Source organism: Sphingomonas sp. Root720 (genome assembly GCF_001428605.1).
Classification (GTDB): domain Bacteria; phylum Pseudomonadota; class Alphaproteobacteria; order Sphingomonadales; family Sphingomonadaceae; genus Rhizorhabdus.
In genome coordinates, this window is record NZ_LMID01000010.1 from 393,444 (window position 1) to 410,893 (window position 17,450).

A 17,450-nucleotide genomic window follows, 5' to 3' on the forward strand; every position below is an offset into this window, starting at 1 on the left:
CGCTCAGACCTCCAGTTCGAGGCTGTCGTACGAACAGACGATGTCGAGCGGAGCGCTCTCGCGACGGCTGAGGGCCTCGTAGCGGATCGTCTCCTCGAGCAGTGCGTCGATATCGGCGTCGCTGCTGGTCGGTTCGTGATGGAACAGGACGAGCTTCCTCGCGCCCGCGCCGTGGCAGAGGTTGACCGCCATGACGTTGCTCGAATGGCCCCAGTCGGCCTTCAGGGTGATGCTTTCGGCCAGCGAGTACATGGTATCGCAGACCACGAGGTCGGCCTTGTCGAAGAAGCCCTCGAACGCCGCCTTGTCGGCGACGTCGTCCATCCGGTGCTCGGCGTCGGTCGAGAACACGAAGGTCTTGCCGTCGCGCTTGAACTTCCACGCATAGGACACATGGCTATGGTCCTGCGGCATGAGTTCCACGTCGATGCCGTCGACGGTGTAGGTCCGGCCCGGGTCGAGTAGCTTGAACTCGATCTTCGCGCGCAGCCAGTCGAAGGCGACGGGGAAGCTGATCTCCTCCTGCTGGCGGCGCAGCGCCTGTTCGCAATCGGCATGGCCCGAATGGATGACGATGTGCGCCCCCGGATCGAAGGCCGGCCCGAAGAAGGGGAAGCCCATGATATGATCCCAGTGCAGGTGGGACATGAAGAAGTTGTAGGTCCGCGAACGGCCCTGCTGGGCGACCCGCCGGAAGGCGTCGTTGCCCAGTTCGCGAAGGCCCGACCCCATGTCGAGGATGAAGAAGCTGTCGTCGGCGCCCTCGATCTCCAGGCAGGTGGTGGCGCCGCCATAGCTGTGCCCCTCGCCGAAGCTCAGTTCCTCGTTGACGAAACGGCGCGCGTCATCCTCGTCGGCGAAGCTGCGGCCCGACGCCCGCATCAATGCGCCGACGAGCTTGTCCTCGATCGCGCGCGCCCTCGGGGCGACCGGCAGCGATCCCCGTGTCCCCCAGAAGCGGACCAGCATTGCCAAGGCCTTCAGTCTCCCCCGACGTCGATCGTATCGACGATATCGAAGATCAGCTGGTAGCGGCTGATCTCAAGCATCTCGCGCAGCGCCGGGCTGGGCCGGGCGAGCACGATCTTCACATCGCTGGCGATCGCCTCCTTGCGGGCGATGGTCAACGCCATCAGCGCCCCCGCCGACATATGATCGACCTCCGCGAGGTCGACGACGAAATCGCCGTCGGACGCCGCGGCATCCGCCACGCCGGCCCGCAGCCGATCAAGAAAGGCATCGCGTGCGCCATCATCGAGGACGCCCGCCGGCCGCCCCACCGGCCCCCGCGCCGACGATGACTCCGCCCATAGCATCGAAGCCCTCCCCCGGCCCGTTACGGAAGCGAGCTTAGGGCGAGTTGTGATCGGCTGCAACGGACTGATTACCGGGCGGCCAGCTGGCGTTTGACCTGGGGCAGGATACCCCGCACGATCACGCTAACCCCTTGTTCGTTCGGATGAATCGCATCGCCGATGTGCAGCGAGCGATCGCCGACGATGCCCTGGAGGAAGAAGGGATAGAGACCCGCATGATATTTGTCAGCAAGCCTGCGATAGATCGGATCGAAACGGCGCGCATAATCGGCGCCCAGATTCGGCGCCGCGACCATCCCGGCCAGCAATATTTTGATACGGCGTTTCGACAGTTCGGCAAGGATCGCATCGAGATTCGCCTCGGCCCGGCCAGGATCGAGACCGCGCAGCATGTCGTTCGCGCCCAGTTCGACGATGACGAGATCGGGCTTCGCCTTCAGCGAGGCCAGCACCCAGTTCAGCCGCGCCTTGCCCTGCGCGGTCGTGTCGCCCGAAACGCCGGCATTATGAACCCGCGCAGGGAGACCCGACTTGCGCAACGCGGCCTCGAGTTGGGGAACGAAGCCCTTGCCCGGCGGCAGGCGATAGCCGGCGGTCAGACTGTCGCCGAAGGCAAGGACGAGCTTGTCAGCTGCCTGGGCGGCGACAGGCAATGTAACGAGGGCGAGAAAGGTCAGGAGCGCGCGGAAGATGGTCATGTCCCGGATATTGGCATGAGGACGGGGAAAGTCACCCCTCGATCCCGTCGCTTCGGCAAGAGCGCCTACCGTCCCGCCTTCAGCAGTGGATAGGGATTGATCGCCTTGCCCTGCCACCAGCCTTCCCCCGGGGCCATCGCATTGATCGCATAATGGAGATGCGGTGCCTCGGGGCTGGCATCGCCGGTCGAGCCGACCATGCCGATCATCTCGCCCTGCGCGACCTGGCGCCCTTCGGCCAGGCCCGGCGCATAGCCGTCGAGATGGGCGTAATAGTCGACCCACTGGCCGCCGGGCCGGCGAACATAGATGGTGCGGCCACCGAGCTTGCTGTCGAAAAGCTTCTCGACCGTGCCCGCCGCCGCCGCGATCACCGCCGTGCCGCGCGGTGCCATGATATCGATCGCGTCATGGACCCGCCCCTGCCCGCGGGCATCGTCGAACGTGTCGCTGAGCTGGTCGGGACGGATTCCCGCGACCGGAACCACGAGCACGCCCGGCGGCGCGGCGACCCTTGGCGCGGTGCTGGCCGGCGGCGCGACCTGCGGCGGCCGCCGGTCGGCGGACGCCGTGACGGGACCGCCATCGTCGCCGCCAAGGTTGAGGACGACGACCCAGCCGACATAGCCGATCGCCAGCAGCAACAGCAGGATCGCGAGCTTGCGGATCATCGGCGCCTCATGGCTGGAAGACGGCCGGGGTGCCCGGCTGCACCATCACCGCGAGCCGGGCCGCGTCCCAGTTGGTCAGGCGGATGCAGCCATGGCTCTCGGTCCGGCCGATCTTCTCGGGATTGGGGGTGCCATGGATACCATAATGCTTCTTGTCGAGGTCGATCCAGACCACGCCTACCGGGCCGTTCGGACCCGGCGGCAGCAGCGCCTTCTTGTCGCCATTGTCCGCGTCCCAGAACAGCTTGGGATTGTAATGAAAGGGCGGGTTGTACGAACGGCCCTGGATCTTCCACGTCCCGATCGGCAGCGGATCATGCTCGCTGCCCATCGTCGCCGGGAACTGCGCGACCAGCTTGCCCGCGCCGTCGAAGGCGCGGAGCACGCCGTCGGATTTGTCGACGACGACCTTGGCCACCTCGGGCTGGCCCGATCCGACGTTGAGCGTGCCGAGCGTTTCGCGCCAGCCGGCGTTCATGTCGGCGGGAAAATCCTGTTCCGGCGGGATCACGTTCGGAACCTTGATCCCGACGCCGGGCGCCAGCTTGGTCTGCGGGGAGTTGAGCGCGACGAGGGTCGCCTTGGTCGTATGGTAGCGCTCGGCGATGGCCTCCATCGCATCCGCATAGCCCAGCGACGCCATCTTGGCCTGCTCGCTCTGCTTGGCGGGGATCGCACCGACGAAGGGGCCCGCCAGGATCTGCGGCGTCAGTTTGACCTCAAGCACCGTCGGCATCTCGCGGAAGGGCTCGAAGCTCTTCACCGTCGCATCGTCGAGCTGGCCGGTGATCGCCAGCCCCTTCGCTTCCTGCCAGCCGCGCAGCGCCTTGACGAAGCTCTGCCCGCTGGCGCCGTCGATCACGCCCGGCCCGAAGCCCAGTCGATCGAGCAGCACCTGGGCGCCGAGGACGCGCGGGTCGGGCGCGGCGGCCGAAGCGATGGCGGGGAACAGGGCGGCGGCAAGGATCAGGGTCTTGAAGCTACGCAACGCGGCATTCCTCTCGTTCGTGACGAGGGAAGAACGTTCGTTGCAGGGTTTCTATCCCATCCGCCGATCAGCGACGATCCTTGGTCGCGGAGAAGCGGAGCGCCGGGAACTTGCCCTGGACATAATTCAGCTCCCACTGGTCCTTCGCCATGAACACCGGTGCGCCGTCACGATCCTCGGCCATCGCCGAGCGATGCAGCCCCTTGAACTCCTCGAGCGTCTTTTCGTCATCGGCGGCAACCCAGCGCGCGGTATCCCAGGGTGAAGGTTCGAAGCCGGCATCGACCTTATACTCGGCCTGGAGCCGCGAGATCATCACTTCGAGCTGGAGCTGGCCGACCACGCCGACGATCCATTGCGATCCGATCGACGGGTGGAAGACCTGCATGATCCCCTCCTCCGCCATGTCGTTCAGCGCATTGCGCAGCTGCTTGGTCTTGGTCGGATCGGCGAGCTTCACGCGGCGCAGGATTTCCGGCGCGAAATTGGGCAGGCCGGTGAAGCGGATCGTCTCGCCCTCGGTCAGCGTGTCGCCGACCCGCAGGGTGCCGTGGTTCGGAATGCCGATGATGTCGCCGGGATAGGCCTCCTCCGCCAGCTCGCGATTCTGCGCGAAGAACAGGATCGGGCTGTGCACGGCGATCTGCTTGCCGGTGCCGACCTGGTTGAGCTTCATGCCGCGCCGGAACTTGCCCGAGCAGAGCCGCATGAAGGCGACCCGGTCGCGATGCTGCGGGTTCATGTTCGCCTGCACCTTGAAGATGAAGCCGGCGACGTTGGGCTCGCCGGGATCGACGTCGCGCGGCTCGCCGGGCTGGGGCCGCGGCGACGGGGCGAAGTCGGCGAGCGCGTCGATCAGTTGCTCGACGCCGAAATCCTTGAGTGCCGATCCGAAATAGACCGGCGTGAGATCGCCGTTGCGATAGGCGGTCTCGTCGAACTCGGCATAGCCGATCTGCGCCAGTTCGGCCTCCTCGCGCAGCTGAGCGACGGCCTCGGCCGGGAGGATGGCGTCGAGCTGCGAATCGCCGAGGCCGGCGACCGCGATCGCATCGCCCTCATAGGCGCCGGTCGCGTCGGCGGCCGGTCGGTAGAGCCGGTCGCGGGCAAGGTCGTATATGCCCTCGAACGTGCCACCCATGCCGACCGGCCAGCTCATCGGCGCGACATCGAGCGCCAGCGCGTCGGCGATCTCGTCGAGCAGCTCGAAGGCGGGACGGCCTTCGCGGTCGACCTTGTTGACGAAGGTGATGATCGGCACCGACCGCAGCCGGCACACCTCGAACAGCTTGCGGGTCTGTGGCTCGATGCCCTTGGCGGCGTCGATCACCATCACGGCCGAGTCGACCGCGGTCAGCGTGCGATAGGTGTCCTCCGAGAAATCCTCGTGGCCCGGCGTATCGAGCAGGTTGAAGGTGATCCCGCCGCGCTCGAAGGTCATCACCGAGGAGGTGACCGAAATGCCGCGCTGCTGCTCGATCTTCATCCAGTCCGAGCGGGCACGCCGCGTCTGACCGCGCGCCTTGACCTCGCCGGCGAGATGAATCGCCCCGCCGAAATAGAGCAGCTTCTCGGTCAGCGTGGTCTTGCCCGCGTCGGGGTGCGAGATGATCGCGAAGGTGCGGCGGTCGGGGCGGTTCGGCTTGCTCATGATGGCGCGGGCCGATAGCAGCAACGGTTCGAATCCCAAAGCATCCGTTCGTCCCGAGCGAAGTGGAGGGACGTTTCGCCAGGCAACGTGTCTCGCCCTCGCTCGACACGAAGGGGTATGATGACACGCACGAACCCCTACGATGTCATCATCATCGGCGCTGGCGCGGCCGGGCTGATGTGTGCGCTGACCGCCGGGCAGCGGGGCCGGCGGGTGCTGCTGCTCGACCATCTCGACCGCGCGGGGGCGAAGATCCTCATCTCGGGCGGCGGGCGCTGCAATTTCACCAATCGCGATGGCCATCTCGCCGAACGCTATCTCTCGGCCAATCCGCATTTCGCCAAGTCGGCGCTCGGCCGCTACGACCCCGCCGACTTCATCGCGCTGGTCGATGCGCATGGCATCGCCTGGCACGAAAAGACCCTCGGCCAGCTGTTCTGCGACGGATCGGCCAAACAGATCGTCGCGATGCTGGAGGAGGAATGCGCCAGGGGCGGGGTCGAGACCAGGCTGCTGACCCGCATCACCGCGGTCTCGAAACCCGACGAGCATTTCCGGGTCGGGACCCCGGGGGAAACCTATGCCGCTGCGTCGCTGGTGATCGCGACCGGCGGCCCGTCGATCCCGAAGATGGGCGCGACCGGCTTCGCCTATGATGTCGCACGCCAGTTCGGCCTGAAGGTGGTCGAACCGCGCCCGGCGCTGGTACCGCTGACCCTCGGCGCCGACGACCGCCTGTTCGAAACCCTGTCGGGGGTTTCGCTCGACGTGGTGGCGACGCTCGGCAAGGGGCGCTTTCGCGAGGCGGCGCTGTTCACCCATCGCGGGCTGTCCGGTCCGGCGATCCTCCAGATCAGCAGCTATTGGCGGCATGGCGACACGCTGTCGCTCGACCTGCTGCCCGGCACCGACGCCGCGGCGCTGCTGGTCGAGGCGAAGCGCACGCGCCCCAAGGCCGAGCCGCGCACCATATTGCGCGAGCATTTCCCCGACCGGCTCGCCGACGTGCTGGCCGACCGGCTGATGCTGGCGGGGCCGATGCTCGACCATAAGGACGTGGCGCTGGCGGCGGCCGGCCGTCGGCTCAACGCCTGGCCCTTCACGCCGAACGGGTCCGAAGGCTTCGCCAAGGCCGAGGTGACGATCGGCGGGGTGTCGACCGACGGGCTCGACCAGCGCGGCCTGATGGCCAAGCGCGTGCCCGGCCTGCATTTCATCGGCGAAGGCGTGGACGTGACCGGCTGGCTCGGCGGCTATAATTTCCAATGGGCCTGGGCGAGCGGCCGGGCGGCAGGCGAGGTCGCCTGATCGCGGCCCAGCCGGCCGCCGCTCAGCAATTCCGCCGCCTTGGGCGACATCGTCTCGACCGCCCGCGCAAGCAGGATCGCGAAGCCCAGCGCCAGCAGCGGCTGGAGCAGGAAGAAGGCCGGCCAGAGCGGATGGCCCATGGTGCCCGTCAGTTCGCCGATCTGCGGCGCGAGCAGCCACATGAACAGCAGGTGGCAGCAGAACAGGAAGAAGGCGTAGCGTTCAAGGCGGAGCAACTGGCCGGCCAGGGGCCGGCCCGCCAGGGCGATCGCCGACCGCCAGACGAGCAGCGCCGCGGCGCCGCGGGTCAGCAGGTCGACCGCCACCGTCGCGTGGAGATGGAAGTCGGCCGGCCCGCCATTCTCGATCGACAGCCAGATCTTGACCGGTACGACCAGCAGGAAGGGCAGCGCCGCCTGCCAGAGCGGCAGCAACGCCGCACGCTCCGCCAGGCCATGGCGGCGCGCGAGGATGCCGCCGACGAAGAACAGCAGGATCGACGGCCGCAGCAGCAGCGGAACCTTGTACAGGCTGATCCACCAGAGTGCCGCCACCGCGCCGACCAGCAGCAACCACCGGGTCGGCAGTCGTACCAGCAGAGGGGCGGCCAGCATGCAGACGAACAGGTCGCGCAGGAAAGCGGTCTGGACGTTGATGTCGCCCGCGCGGGTCAGGTTGAGGAGATTGTCCGCGATCCACGCGGCATCGCCGAGCAGCGGCGCCCGTATCCAGCCGATCGTGGCAACGCCCACCACCAGCACCATGGCGATCGCGTTCCACAGCACCATCGGCAGCAGCACGGTACGCGCCTTGCTGCCGAGGAAAATCTTCGCGCCACGCTTCCCCAGCGATCCGGTAACCAGCCAGCCCGACACCATGCTGAGCAGCGGCACCGCGCCGCGTCCGAAAAGCTCGACCACCGTCCAGCGCATTATGTCCTGCGCCGACCCCATCTGCGCTGCCATCTCGTCGCCGCCGAGACCGGTCCAGGCATGGACATAGACGATCCCGAGGATGCAGATCAGCCGGGCGAGCCCGATCGCCTGCGAGACGGGAGGAAAAGGTGGCTGCGCCATGCGCCTGGCGGGCGCATCGGGAGGAAGCATGCGGCTCATCACCCTCTTGGCTGGCAGCGCGAAGCTGAACAAAAGCTGCATGCGGCATGCATCCACCGCACCACGGCCACGCGCCACCCCGGGCCGTTATCTTCTCGCGCCGACACGTCCGCCCCCTCCTCGTCACGGCCGCCATCCGGCCTGTCCCAGCCGGTACGAAGCAAGGCCAGCTTTTCTTCCCACGCACCGGTCATCGGACGATGATTGAAGATGCAAGCACGCTGCTGGCCTTTTGCCGACTTTGCGCCTATATGGCCCGATCCCCTGCCGCGCGGAGAAGCGCCGGCGACCCTGCTATTTCGGATACCAGATGCCCTTTTCTTCCCTGCCACGGCTCGTCGCCGAGGCTATTGCCGAGCGCGGCTACACCGCCCCCACTCCCGTCCAGGCCGAGGTGATCGCCGCCGAGGCGCATGACCGCGATCTTCTCGTTTCCGCCCAGACCGGCTCCGGCAAGACCGTCGCCTATGGCCTCGCTATCGCCGAGACGCTGCTGCGGGGCGAGGAGAATCTGCCGCGCCCGGGCGAGCCGCTGGCCCTGATCATCGCGCCGACCCGCGAACTGGCGCTGCAGGTCGAGCGCGAGCTGCAATGGCTCTACGCCAAGCTCGGTGCCCGCGTGGTCAGCTGCGTCGGCGGCATGAACGTCCGGGTCGAGCAGCGCCAGCTCAGCTATGGCTGCCACATCGTCGTCGGCACGCCGGGCCGCCTCAAGGACCATCTCGAACGCGGCGCGCTCCAGCCCGGATCGCTGCGCGCCGTCATCCTCGACGAGGCCGACGAGATGCTCGACCTCGGCTTCCGCGAGGACCTGGAAGAGATCCTCGACCTCACGCCGCCCGAGCGCCGCACCCTGCTGTTCTCGGCGACGATGCCCAAGCCGATCGCGCTCCTCGCCAAGCGCTACCAGCGCGACGCGCTGCGGATCGAGACGACCAATGCCCGCGAGGCGCACGCCGATATCGACTATCGCGCGATGGCGGTCGCCCCGGCCGACATCCAGAATGCCGTCGTCAACGTGCTGCGCTTCCACGAAGCCAAGGGTGCGATGGTGTTCTGCGCGACCCGCGAGAATGTCCGCCGCCTGTCGGCGACGCTCACCGAGCGCGGCTTCTCCGCCGTGACCCTGTCGGGCGAGCTCAGCCAGAACGAGCGCAACCACGCGCTCCAGGCGCTGCGCGACCGCCGGGCGCGCGTGTGCGTCGCGACCGACGTCGCCGCGCGCGGCATCGACCTGCCGGGGCTCGAGCTGGTGATCCATGCCGAGCTGCCGATCGACCCGGAAACCCTCCAGCACCGCTCGGGCCGCACCGGCCGCGCGGGCAAGAAGGGCACCTGCGTCATCATTACCCCCTATCAGCGCCGCCGCCATGCCGAGCGGCTGCTGCGCGGCGCCAACGTCAACGCGACCTGGGACAAGGTACCGACGCCCGACGAGATCTATGCGCGCGACCAGGAGCGGCTGCTCGAAAGCCTGTCGGTCGGCGAGGTCTCGGACGAGGATCTGGAGATCGCCCGCAAGCTGCTCGAGACGCGCAGCGCCGAGGAGATCGCCGCCGCCTTCGTCCGCACCCAGCGCCAGAGCCTGCCGGCGCCCGAGGACCTGATCGACGCCTCGCCGATCGCGCGCGGCGACCGCGAGCAGGCGACCCGCGAGCAGGGCCCGCGCCCCGGCTTCGAGGATACCGTCTGGTTCCGAATGAACGTCGGACGCGGCGCCAATGCCGATCCGCGCTGGCTGCTGCCGCTGCTATGCCGTCGCGGCCACATCACCAAGCGCGACGTCGGCGCGATCCGCATCTTCCAGACAGAGACCCGCTTCGAGATCCCGCGCGCGATCGCCGGCAAGTTCACCGATGCGCTGAAGCGCACCGCGGGCGAGGAGGACGGCGTGGTGATCGAAGCGGCCGGCGACGCACCCGCCCCGCCCCCGGCCCAGCTCCGCGACCGTCGCGGCCCGCCGCCGGGCGGCCCGCGCAGTCCCCGTGGTGCTGGCGGCCCCGGCGGCGGCTTCGGCGGTGCTCCGCGTGGTCATGGCGGCCCGAAGCGCTACGGCGCGAAGCCGTTCAACGGCGGCGGCCGCAAGCCTTCGTAAAACGATATCGTCGTCGCGCGTCACCCCAGCGGAGGCTGGGGTCCATGTCGCTCATCGGCCACATGGCATCGCGCGAGACAACCGCCATGGATGTCAGCCTCGCTGGGCCTTCGCATAAGCGATGGCGTCCGAAAAATCTCCCGATCGGCATCCCGGCGAACGCCGGGATCTCGCTTCTATTCCGGAAGATGCGCCCCCGCGTGCCGAAGGTCAGCGAGATTCCGGCGTTCGCCGGAATGACGAGGAGAATTGCCGCGGGGAACCGGCATGACGCGACGGGGTATTCCTATATGCCGCAGGATCAGAACGCCTCTTCGGGCAGGTCCATCATCGAGCGCTTGCCGGCCTTGATCGCCTGGAACAGCCCCGCCGCCTGCGGCAGGATGCGTTCGTAGAAGAAGCGGACCGTCACCAGCTTGGCGGCGTAGAAGCCGTCCGGGTCCTGGCCCATCATCTTCTTCATGCCGGCGATCTTGGCCGCCCTGGCGAAGAGATAGGCCATGGCGACGAGGCCGAGCAGACGAAGATAGTCGGACGAGGCGGCACCGGCCTCCTCGGGATCGGCCATGCCCTTCTGGGCGATCGTCGCGGTCGAGAGCTGCAGCGCCCCGAACGCCTTTTCGAGCGCCTCGATCATCTTCTCCATGCCGGGCACCGCCTTGTGCTTCTCGATGAAGTCGGCGACCGGGTGGAAGAAGGCGCGCAGGTAGCGGCCGCCATGGGCCGGCATCTTGCGCCCGACGAGGTCGAGCGCCTGGACGCCGTTGGTGCCCTCGTAGATCATCGCGATGCGGGCATCGCGGGCATATTGCTCGACGCCATGCTCGCGGATGTAGCCATGGCCGCCATAGACCTGGATGCCCAGCTGGGCCGCTTCATGGCCGAGATCGGTGAGCAGCGACTTGACCACCGGGGTCATCAGCGCGGTCATGTCCTCGGCGCGCTGGCGGACCTCTGGGTCGGGCGAATGGCGCTCGGCGTCGAGCGCGCGGGCGACCCAGATGCTGAGCATGCGGCAGCCTTCGACATAGACGCGCATCGTCATCAGCATGCGGCGGACGTCGGGGTGGACGATGATCGGATCGGCGGCGAGATCGGGACGCTTGGTGCCCGACAGCGCCCGGCCCTGGATGCGGTCCTTCGCATAGGCAACCGCGCTCTGATAGGCGGCGGTGGCGACGCCGAGCCCCTGGACGCCGACCGAAACGCGCTCGGTGTTCATCATCGTGAACATCGCGTTGAGGCCGCTATTGGGCTCGCCCACCAGCCAGCCGACCGAATCGTCGAAGCTCATCTGGCAGGTGGCCGAGGCCTTGAGGCCCATCTTGTGCTCGATGCCGGTGCACGACACGCCGTTCGACGGGCCGACCGAGCCGTCCTCCTTCGGCAGATATTTGGGGACGACGAACAGGCTGATCCCCTTCACCCCCTTCGGCGCGTCGGGGAGACGGGCGAGGACGAGGTGGATGATGTTCTCGGTCAGGTCGTGGTCGCCCGCCGAGATGAAGATCTTGTTGCCCGTGATCCTGTGGCTGCCGTCCTCCTGCGGCACCGCCCTGGTGCGCAGCAATCCGAGGTCGGTACCGCAATGCGGCTCGGTCAGGCACATCGTGCCCGACCAGGTGCCAGACACCATCTTGGGCAGGAAGCGCTCCTGCAGATCGGAGCTGGCATGCGCCTTGATCGCGGTGGTGCCGCCATGGGTGAGGCCGGGATAGAGGCCGAAGGAGAGGTTGGCCGAGCTGATCATCTCCTCGACCAGCTTGTTGACCGTCTCCGGCAGTCCCTGCCCGCCCCATTTGGGATCGTTCGCCAGCGCGCACCAGCCGCCGTCGCGGAACTGGGCATAGGCTTCCTTGAAGCCGGTGGGCGTGCGGACGACGCCATTCTCCCAGACGCAGCCTTCGAGATCGCCGCTGGCGTTGATCGGCAGCAGCACGTCCTGCGCGAGCTTCGCCGCCTCCTCGATCACCGCGTCGATCAGGTCGGGGGTGAACTCCTCATGGGCGGGCAGATCGCCGAAACCGTCATCCTTGAACAGCTCGTGGATGACGAAGCGCATGTCGCGCAGCGGGGCCTCATAGACTTGCATGTCATGCTCCTTCTGGTTCCTCCCCGGCACGGGGAGGGGGACCGCTCGCAGGGCGGTGGAGGGGGCCGGCGCACCCGGCGGCTTCGCGCCACCCCTCCACCATGCCATGCATGGTCCCCCTCCCCGTGCTGGGGAGGAATAATTCAGTTCCGCAGCGGCTTGCCGGTTTCGAGCATCGTCTCGACCCGCGCCACCGTGCGCGGGTCTCGCACCCGCGCGACGAAGGCGGCGCGTTCGAGGGCGAGCATCTCCTCCTCGCTCACCACGTCGACCAGATCGGTGTCGCCGCCGGTCAGCACGCCGGCGAGCGTATCGGAGACGACCATGTCATAGTCGGTCGCCATGCCCCTTTTGTGGAAGCCCTCGGCCGCCATCGCCAGCGCGACCCGGCCGCTCGGTCCCGGCAGGCGGAACTCGGGAGGCCTGGGCGGCTGATAACCGTCGACCAGCGCCAACGCCTTCGCCTTGGCATCGGCGAGCAGCCGGTCGCGGTTCATCGTGATCGCATCGTCCTTGCGCAGGAACAGCAGTTCCTTCGCCTCGGCCGCCGACTTGGCGACGGTGGCGGTCGAGATCGTCTCGAACGCCTTGGCGACGGCGGGCATCGGTCCCTTGGGCAGCAAACCCGACTTCACCAGCCGGTCGATATATTCGCCGCACCCGCCCCAGCCGGGGACGAGGCCGACGCCGCACTCGACCAGCCCGATATAGCTTTCGGCATGGGCCTGGATCGCGTCCGAATGAAGCAATATCTCGCAGCCGCCGCCGAGCGCCATGCCCGCCGGGGCCCCGACCACCGGGAAGGGTGCATATTTCAGCGCCTTGTAAGCCTGCTGCCCGCCCGCCACGAGCTTCTCGATCTCGCCCCAGGCGGCGATGTTCACCGCGAAGAGCGCGAGGCCGAGATTGGCGCCCGCCGAGAAGTTCGAACCTTCATTGTAGATGACCAGCGCCTTCATGCCCTTGGCGACATGCTCGATCGCCTGGCCCAGCAGCTTGAGCGTATCGCCGTCGAGCGCGTTCATCTTCGACGTGAACTCGAAGCAGGCGACGCCGTCGCCGATGTCCCACAAGGCGGCCGAACCGTTCTTGACGATCGGCTTGCCCGCCAGCTTGATGTCCTCGAGCAGCAGCACGCCCTCCGGCCGGACGACGTCATGATAGTCGCCGTCGAGGCCGAGATACTGGCGCTTGCCGCCCTCGATCCGGTAGAAGCTGCGGTCGCCGACCGTCTTCAGGATATCGGCCACCGGCCGGCCCTCGTCGGCCAGCCGCTGGGCGAAGGCCGCCGCGCCAAGCTGGTCGATCAGCTCGAACGGGCCGTATTTCCAGTTGTAGCCAAGCTTCATCGCGTCATCGATCGCGACGATGTCGTCGGCGATCGTGCCGACGAGGCTCGCGGCATAGCCGAGCAGCTGCCCAAGCACCGCCCAGGCGAACTGGCCGGTCTTGCCCGGCAGGGTGACGAGTTGCGCCAGCTTGGCGCGCGGCACGTCGGCCTTGATCGCCGGCCGGTACTCGCCAGTGGCTAGGTCGATCGCCTCCTTGCGCTTGCCCGCCTCGCGGTTGAGCCGGTAGAAACCACCCTTGCCCTTGCGGCCGGTATAGCCGTCGGCGATCATTTTATCGATCAGCGGCATCGGCCGGACCGAGGCGTGGAAGGCGTCGTCCTTCGGCAGGGTCGATCCCAGGCTCTTGAGCAGCAGCGGCATGAGGTCGATGCCGACGAGGTCGATCAGGCCGAAGATGCCGGTCTTGGGCACGCCCATCGGCCGCCCGCCGATCGCGTCGGCCTCCTCGACGGTCAGGCCCAGGTCGACTGCTGCGTTATACGCGACCAGCATCCAGTAGGTGCCGATGCGGTTGGCGATGAAGCCCGGCGTATCCTTGGCCGGAACCACGCGCTTGCCCAGCGCGCGATCGCCGAAATCGGCGACCCTCGCGGCGGTGCCTTTGTCGGTCTTCGGACCGGTCACCAGCTCAAGCAGCCGCATGTAGCGCGGCGGGTTGAAGAAATGGGTGATCATGAAGTCGGCCGCGAACGCGTCGGAGCGGCCCTCGATCAGCCTCTCGAGCGGGATCGTCGAGGTGTTGGACGACACCGCCGTGCCGGGCTTCCGGACCTTCTCCAGCTTCTCGTAGAGACCCTGCTTGATGTCGAGCCGTTCGACGATCGCCTCGACGATCCAGTCGCATTCGGCGACCTTGGCGAGGTCGTCCTCGATATTGCCGGTCTCGACCAGCCTCGCCGCCGCCTTCGACATGAAGGGCGCGGGGTCGGTCTTGAGCATCTTCGCCACCGCGCCCTCGGCGATGGCGTTGCGATTAGGGTTTTCCTTCGGGACGATATCGAGCAGCAGCACCGGCATGCCGGCATTGGCGACCTGCGCGGCGATCCCCGCGCCCATCGTGCCGGCGCCGATCACGCAGACCTTCTTGATCGCATCCATCACACCGCCTCCAGAACGGTGGCGATGCCCTGCCCGCCGCCGATGCACTGGGTGGCGAGCGCATATCTACCGCCCTCGCGCTTCAGCAGCGACGCGGCCTTGCCGACGATGCGCGCACCGGTCGCGCCCAGCGGATGGCCGAGCGCGATCGCGCCGCCGTCGATGTTCACCGTCTCCGGCCTGAAGCCGAGTTCGTTGCTGCACGCGATCGCCTGGCTGGCGAAGGCCTCGTTGATCTCGACGACGTTGAGGTCCCCGACCGCCAGGCCCGCCCGTTCGAGCGCCTTGCGCGATGCCGCGACCGGGCCGATGCCCATGATTTCGGGCTCGCAACCCGACACCGCGACGCTCCTGATACGCGCCAGGATGGTGAGGCCGTTGGCCTTGGCATACTCCTCGCTGGTCACGAGCACCGCCGCCGCGCCGTCGGTCAGCGGCGAGGACGTGCCCGCGGTCACGGTGCCGTTCTGGTCGAAGGCGGGCTTGAGCGAGGCGAGCGCCTCGACCGTGGTGTCGGGACGCGGCGTGCCGTCGATCTCGACGGTGCCCTTCTTCGTGCGGATCGGGACGATCTCGTCAGCCAGCTTGCCCGCGTCGCGCGCGGCACCGGCCTTCTTTTGGCTGGCGACGGCGAAGGCCTCCTGCGCGGCGCGCGGCACCTGGTACTGGCTGGCGACGTTCTCGGCCGTCTCGCCCATCGACATATAGGCGCCGGGGCGCTTCTTCGCGAGTTCGGGGCTGGGCAGCGGGTTGTAGCCCATCATCGGCACCCGGCTCATGCTCTCGACACCGGCGCAGATGAAGGCCTCCCCCGCACCGATCGCGATCTGGCCGGCAGCGATGTGGACCGAGCTCATCGACGAGCCGCAGAAGCGGTTCACCGTCATGCCGCCGACCTTGATCGGCAGATCGGCAAGCAACCCAATCAGCCTTGCGACGTTGAGACCTTGTTCAGCCTCAGGGAAGGCGCAACCGAGAATGATGTCCTCGATATCCTCGACCTTGACGCCGCTCTTGTCGATCAGCCCGCGAATCACCTGCGCGGCAAGGTCGTCGGGTCTGACGCGGGCCAGCTCCCCTTTGCTGGCGAGATGGAAGGGCGAGCGCGCATAGCCCGCGATCACGGCATTCGGCATGGATCTTCTCCTCCGGCGCGACCTTTTTGCAACAGCCGCGAACCATTTCTCTTAAAGGTATGATGATTGCCCTATACGTCAACCTTTTTTTGTGCAATCGATGCTGCATCGTGAAAGGCGACCCGATCGCAGCATCGGGCGCCTCGCAGGAGGATGAGTGAGGCGATGAGCATTACACTGATGGCCCTTGCGATGGCGGCGGGCGCAAGCCCCGACGCGGTGATCGGCCGTTGGAAAACCGAAACCCGCAACGGCATCGTAGAGATCACGCACTGCGGTACTTCGCTATGCGGAAAGTTACTGAGCTCCGACGGCATCGCCGCCAATCCCGCGGTCAAGGACAGCAACAACAAGGATGAGAAGCTGCGCGGCCGTGCGCTCAAGGGCCTGCAGATCCTGGGCGGCTTCAGCTTCAGGAACGGCGTCTGGGACAAGGGCACGATCTACAATGCCGAGGACGGCAAGACCTATGATGCGCGGATCACCCCGGTCGATGCGAACACGCTGAAGCTGAGGGGCTGCATCTTCGTGCCGCTTTGCAAGAACCAGACCTGGACCCGCGTGCGCTGAAGCGCAGCGGAAGAGTAGAGTAGAGAGGAACATATTCGATGAAGATGACGAATTTCCGGCGCATCGCCCTTGCGAGCGCCACCACGACGCTGGCCCTTCTGAGCGCCGGCGCCGCCCACGCCTCCGCCTTCTATCTCCAGGAACAATCGGTGGTCGCCGCCGGCCGCGCCTTTTCAGGCGAAGCGGCCGACCAGGGCGCCCAGTCTTTGTGGTGGAACCCGGCGGCGATCGCCGGCAACGAGAAGAGCACCGCCTATCTCGGCTTCAGTGCGATCATGCCGAAGGGCAAGGTCCGCAACGTCGGCACCGTGATCGCCCGTCCCGGCCAGGCGCCGGCGCCGGTCGGCGGCAATCAGGTGTCGGTCGATCCGCTCAACAAGGGATATCTGCCCTCGGGCGCGGTCGCCTGGAAGCTCAACGACCAGTGGTCGGTCGGCCTGGCGCTCACCGCGCCCTATAGCTTCGCTACCAACTACGAGGGCGACAGCTGGGCGCGCTATACCGCCGACAAGACCAAGCTGACCACCATCGACCTGCAGCCGACGATCGCCTTCGCCCCGTCCCCGATGTTCGGCATCGGCGTCGGCCTGAACGTCGAGCACAGCAAGGCGTCGCTGTCGAACTCGCTGCCCAACCTGTCGCCGCTGCTGCCCGACGGGCACCAGACGCTGCGCGGCAAGGGCTGGGACTTCGGCTATTCGCTCGGCCTTCAGGTCCATCCGAGCCCGATCGTCGACCTCGGCATTTCCTACAAGTCGTCGGTCAAGCACAAGCTGAAGGGCAGCATCACCACCGCCGGCCTGCTCGGTCCGCTCGCTGGCCAGAACGGCCGCATCGAGGACATCACGGCGAGCTTCCGTACGCCGTGGCAGGCGGTCGCCAGCGCGCGCGTCCATGTCAGCGAGCAGCTGACCCTGAACGGCCAGGTCGTCCGCGCCGGCTGGAAGAAGTTCGACGCGATCCGCCTCGGCGCGCCGGTCAACGCCGCGCTCGACCAGAATTACAAGAACAGCTGGAGCGTGGCCGGCGGCGTCGACTATGCGGTCACCCCGCAGTGGACGATGCGCGGCGGCGTCCAGTGGGACCAGACGCCGACCCAGGATGGATCGCGTGACGCGCGCGTCCCCGATGCCAGCCGCATCAACTTCGCGCTCGGCACCTCCTATGCGATCACCGAATCGATCACGCTCGATGCCGCCGCCAACTATGTCGACTTCAAGAATGCGTCGATCGACCGGCTCGGCGGCTTCTATGTCGGCACCCCGGCCCAGACGATCATCCAGCCCAACGGCCGGCTGACCGGCGCCCATGCGGTCATCCTGGCCGTCGGCGGCCGGATGAGCTTCTGAGCGGAGAGAGC

Annotated in this window: 14 protein-coding genes; 4 read left to right on the forward strand and 10 right to left on the reverse strand. The window is 67.3% G+C overall.

Annotated features, from left to right (window positions below):
- Positions 1 to 3 precede the first annotated feature (3 nt).
- The 6 genes from ASE22_RS09200 to ASE22_RS09225 all read right to left on the reverse strand — a co-directional run bounded on the left by ASE22_RS09200 (position 4) and on the right by ASE22_RS09225 (position 5,324).
- Positions 4 to 969: an MBL fold metallo-hydrolase gene (locus ASE22_RS09200; RefSeq protein ID WP_056357835.1), complete on the reverse strand. Its 966-nt coding sequence runs from the start codon at positions 967 to 969 to the stop codon at positions 4 to 6.
- An 11-nt stretch (positions 970 to 980) separates the two neighbouring features.
- Positions 981 to 1,316: an STAS domain-containing protein gene (locus tag ASE22_RS09205; protein WP_056357838.1), complete on the reverse strand. Its 336-nt coding sequence runs from the start codon at positions 1,314 to 1,316 to the stop codon at positions 981 to 983.
- Positions 1,317 to 1,384: 68 nt separating this feature from the next.
- Positions 1,385 to 2,014, reverse strand: coding sequence for an arylesterase (locus tag ASE22_RS09210; RefSeq protein ID WP_056357841.1), 630 nt, complete (start codon positions 2,012 to 2,014; stop codon positions 1,385 to 1,387).
- A 65-nt stretch (positions 2,015 to 2,079) separates the two neighbouring features.
- Positions 2,080 to 2,685 (reverse strand): M23 family metallopeptidase, encoded by a 606-nt coding sequence (locus ASE22_RS09215; protein ID WP_056357844.1) that lies wholly within the window; start codon positions 2,683 to 2,685, stop codon positions 2,080 to 2,082.
- A gap of 7 nt (positions 2,686 to 2,692) precedes the next feature.
- On the reverse strand, positions 2,693 to 3,673 hold the full coding sequence (locus tag ASE22_RS09220) for a L,D-transpeptidase family protein (protein ID WP_056357847.1): 981 nt from the start codon (positions 3,671 to 3,673) through the stop codon (positions 2,693 to 2,695).
- 67 nt (positions 3,674 to 3,740) lie between these two features.
- Positions 3,741 to 5,324, reverse strand: coding sequence for a peptide chain release factor 3 (locus ASE22_RS09225; RefSeq protein ID WP_056358736.1), 1,584 nt, complete (start codon positions 5,322 to 5,324; stop codon positions 3,741 to 3,743).
- A gap of 117 nt (positions 5,325 to 5,441) precedes the next feature.
- Between ASE22_RS09225 and ASE22_RS09230 the strand changes: the two genes are divergently transcribed.
- The gene (locus ASE22_RS09230) at positions 5,442 to 6,632 is read left to right on the forward strand and encodes an NAD(P)/FAD-dependent oxidoreductase (protein WP_056357850.1); all 1,191 of its coding nucleotides are present in this window, start codon (positions 5,442 to 5,444) and stop codon (positions 6,630 to 6,632) included.
- Here ASE22_RS09230 and ASE22_RS09235 read toward each other — a convergent pair.
- The gene (locus tag ASE22_RS09235) at positions 6,578 to 7,708 is read right to left on the reverse strand and encodes an acyltransferase family protein (protein ID WP_056358738.1); all 1,131 of its coding nucleotides are present in this window, start codon (positions 7,706 to 7,708) and stop codon (positions 6,578 to 6,580) included. The genes ASE22_RS09230 and ASE22_RS09235 overlap by 55 nt on opposite strands.
- A gap of 349 nt (positions 7,709 to 8,057) precedes the next feature.
- Between ASE22_RS09235 and ASE22_RS09240 the strand changes: the two genes are divergently transcribed.
- Positions 8,058 to 9,842 carry a DEAD/DEAH box helicase gene (locus ASE22_RS09240; protein WP_056358741.1) on the forward strand — a complete coding sequence of 595 codons (1,785 nt, stop codon included), beginning with the start codon at positions 8,058 to 8,060 and terminating at the stop codon, positions 9,840 to 9,842.
- A gap of 301 nt (positions 9,843 to 10,143) precedes the next feature.
- On the opposite strand, the gene ASE22_RS09245 is transcribed toward ASE22_RS09240, so the two are convergent.
- From ASE22_RS09245 to ASE22_RS09255, 3 genes are all read right to left on the reverse strand, one after another.
- Complete coding sequence (locus tag ASE22_RS09245) at positions 10,144 to 11,934, reverse strand: acyl-CoA dehydrogenase C-terminal domain-containing protein (RefSeq protein ID WP_056357854.1); 1,791 nt, start codon at positions 11,932 to 11,934, stop codon at positions 10,144 to 10,146.
- 143 nt (positions 11,935 to 12,077) lie between these two features.
- Positions 12,078 to 14,384, reverse strand: a complete 2,307-nt coding sequence (locus tag ASE22_RS09250; RefSeq protein ID WP_082545820.1) for a 3-hydroxyacyl-CoA dehydrogenase/enoyl-CoA hydratase family protein — start codon at positions 14,382 to 14,384, stop codon at positions 12,078 to 12,080.
- On the reverse strand, positions 14,384 to 15,520 hold the full coding sequence (locus ASE22_RS09255) for a thiolase family protein (RefSeq protein ID WP_056357860.1): 1,137 nt from the start codon (positions 15,518 to 15,520) through the stop codon (positions 14,384 to 14,386). Before ASE22_RS09255 ends, ASE22_RS09250 begins: the two co-directional genes overlap by 1 nt.
- 165 nt (positions 15,521 to 15,685) lie before the next feature.
- On the opposite strand from ASE22_RS09255, the gene ASE22_RS09260 reads away from it, so the two are divergent.
- Both ASE22_RS09260 and ASE22_RS09265 read left to right on the forward strand, forming a co-directional pair.
- Positions 15,686 to 16,090: a DUF2147 domain-containing protein gene (locus ASE22_RS09260; protein ID WP_056357863.1), complete on the forward strand. Its 405-nt coding sequence runs from the start codon at positions 15,686 to 15,688 to the stop codon at positions 16,088 to 16,090.
- A gap of 38 nt (positions 16,091 to 16,128) precedes the next feature.
- Positions 16,129 to 17,439: an OmpP1/FadL family transporter gene (locus tag ASE22_RS09265; protein WP_056357866.1), complete on the forward strand. Its 1,311-nt coding sequence runs from the start codon at positions 16,129 to 16,131 to the stop codon at positions 17,437 to 17,439.
- Positions 17,440 to 17,450: the final 11 nt, after the last annotated feature.

What these genes read in the sequence shown, in the direction of transcription:
- ASE22_RS09215 (WP_056357844.1), bottom strand. Translation starts at nt 2,685, where the DNA reads ATGATCCGCAAGCTCGCGATCCTGCTGTTGCTGCTGGCGATCGGCTAT.
- ASE22_RS09250 (WP_082545820.1), bottom strand. Translation starts at nt 14,384, where the DNA reads ATGGATGCGATCAAGAAGGTCTGCGTGATCGGCGCCGGCACGATGGGC.
- ASE22_RS09245 (WP_056357854.1), bottom strand. Translation starts at nt 11,934, where the DNA reads ATGCAAGTCTATGAGGCCCCGCTGCGCGACATGCGCTTCGTCATCCAC.
- ASE22_RS09235 (WP_056358738.1), bottom strand. Translation starts at nt 7,708, where the DNA reads ATGGCGCAGCCACCTTTTCCTCCCGTCTCGCAGGCGATCGGGCTCGCC.
- ASE22_RS09265 (WP_056357866.1), top strand. Translation starts at nt 16,129, where the DNA reads ATGAAGATGACGAATTTCCGGCGCATCGCCCTTGCGAGCGCCACCACG.
- ASE22_RS09205 (WP_056357838.1), bottom strand. Translation starts at nt 1,316, where the DNA reads ATGCTATGGGCGGAGTCATCGTCGGCGCGGGGGCCGGTGGGGCGGCCG.
- ASE22_RS09240 (WP_056358741.1), top strand. Translation starts at nt 8,058, where the DNA reads ATGCCCTTTTCTTCCCTGCCACGGCTCGTCGCCGAGGCTATTGCCGAG.
- ASE22_RS09255 (WP_056357860.1), bottom strand. Translation starts at nt 15,520, where the DNA reads ATGCCGAATGCCGTGATCGCGGGCTATGCGCGCTCGCCCTTCCATCTC.
- ASE22_RS09225 (WP_056358736.1), bottom strand. Translation starts at nt 5,324, where the DNA reads ATGAGCAAGCCGAACCGCCCCGACCGCCGCACCTTCGCGATCATCTCG.
- ASE22_RS09260 (WP_056357863.1), top strand. Translation starts at nt 15,686, where the DNA reads ATGAGCATTACACTGATGGCCCTTGCGATGGCGGCGGGCGCAAGCCCC.
- ASE22_RS09230 (WP_056357850.1), top strand. Translation starts at nt 5,442, where the DNA reads ATGATGACACGCACGAACCCCTACGATGTCATCATCATCGGCGCTGGC.
- ASE22_RS09210 (WP_056357841.1), bottom strand. Translation starts at nt 2,014, where the DNA reads ATGACCATCTTCCGCGCGCTCCTGACCTTTCTCGCCCTCGTTACATTG.
- ASE22_RS09200 (WP_056357835.1), bottom strand. Translation starts at nt 969, where the DNA reads ATGCTGGTCCGCTTCTGGGGGACACGGGGATCGCTGCCGGTCGCCCCG.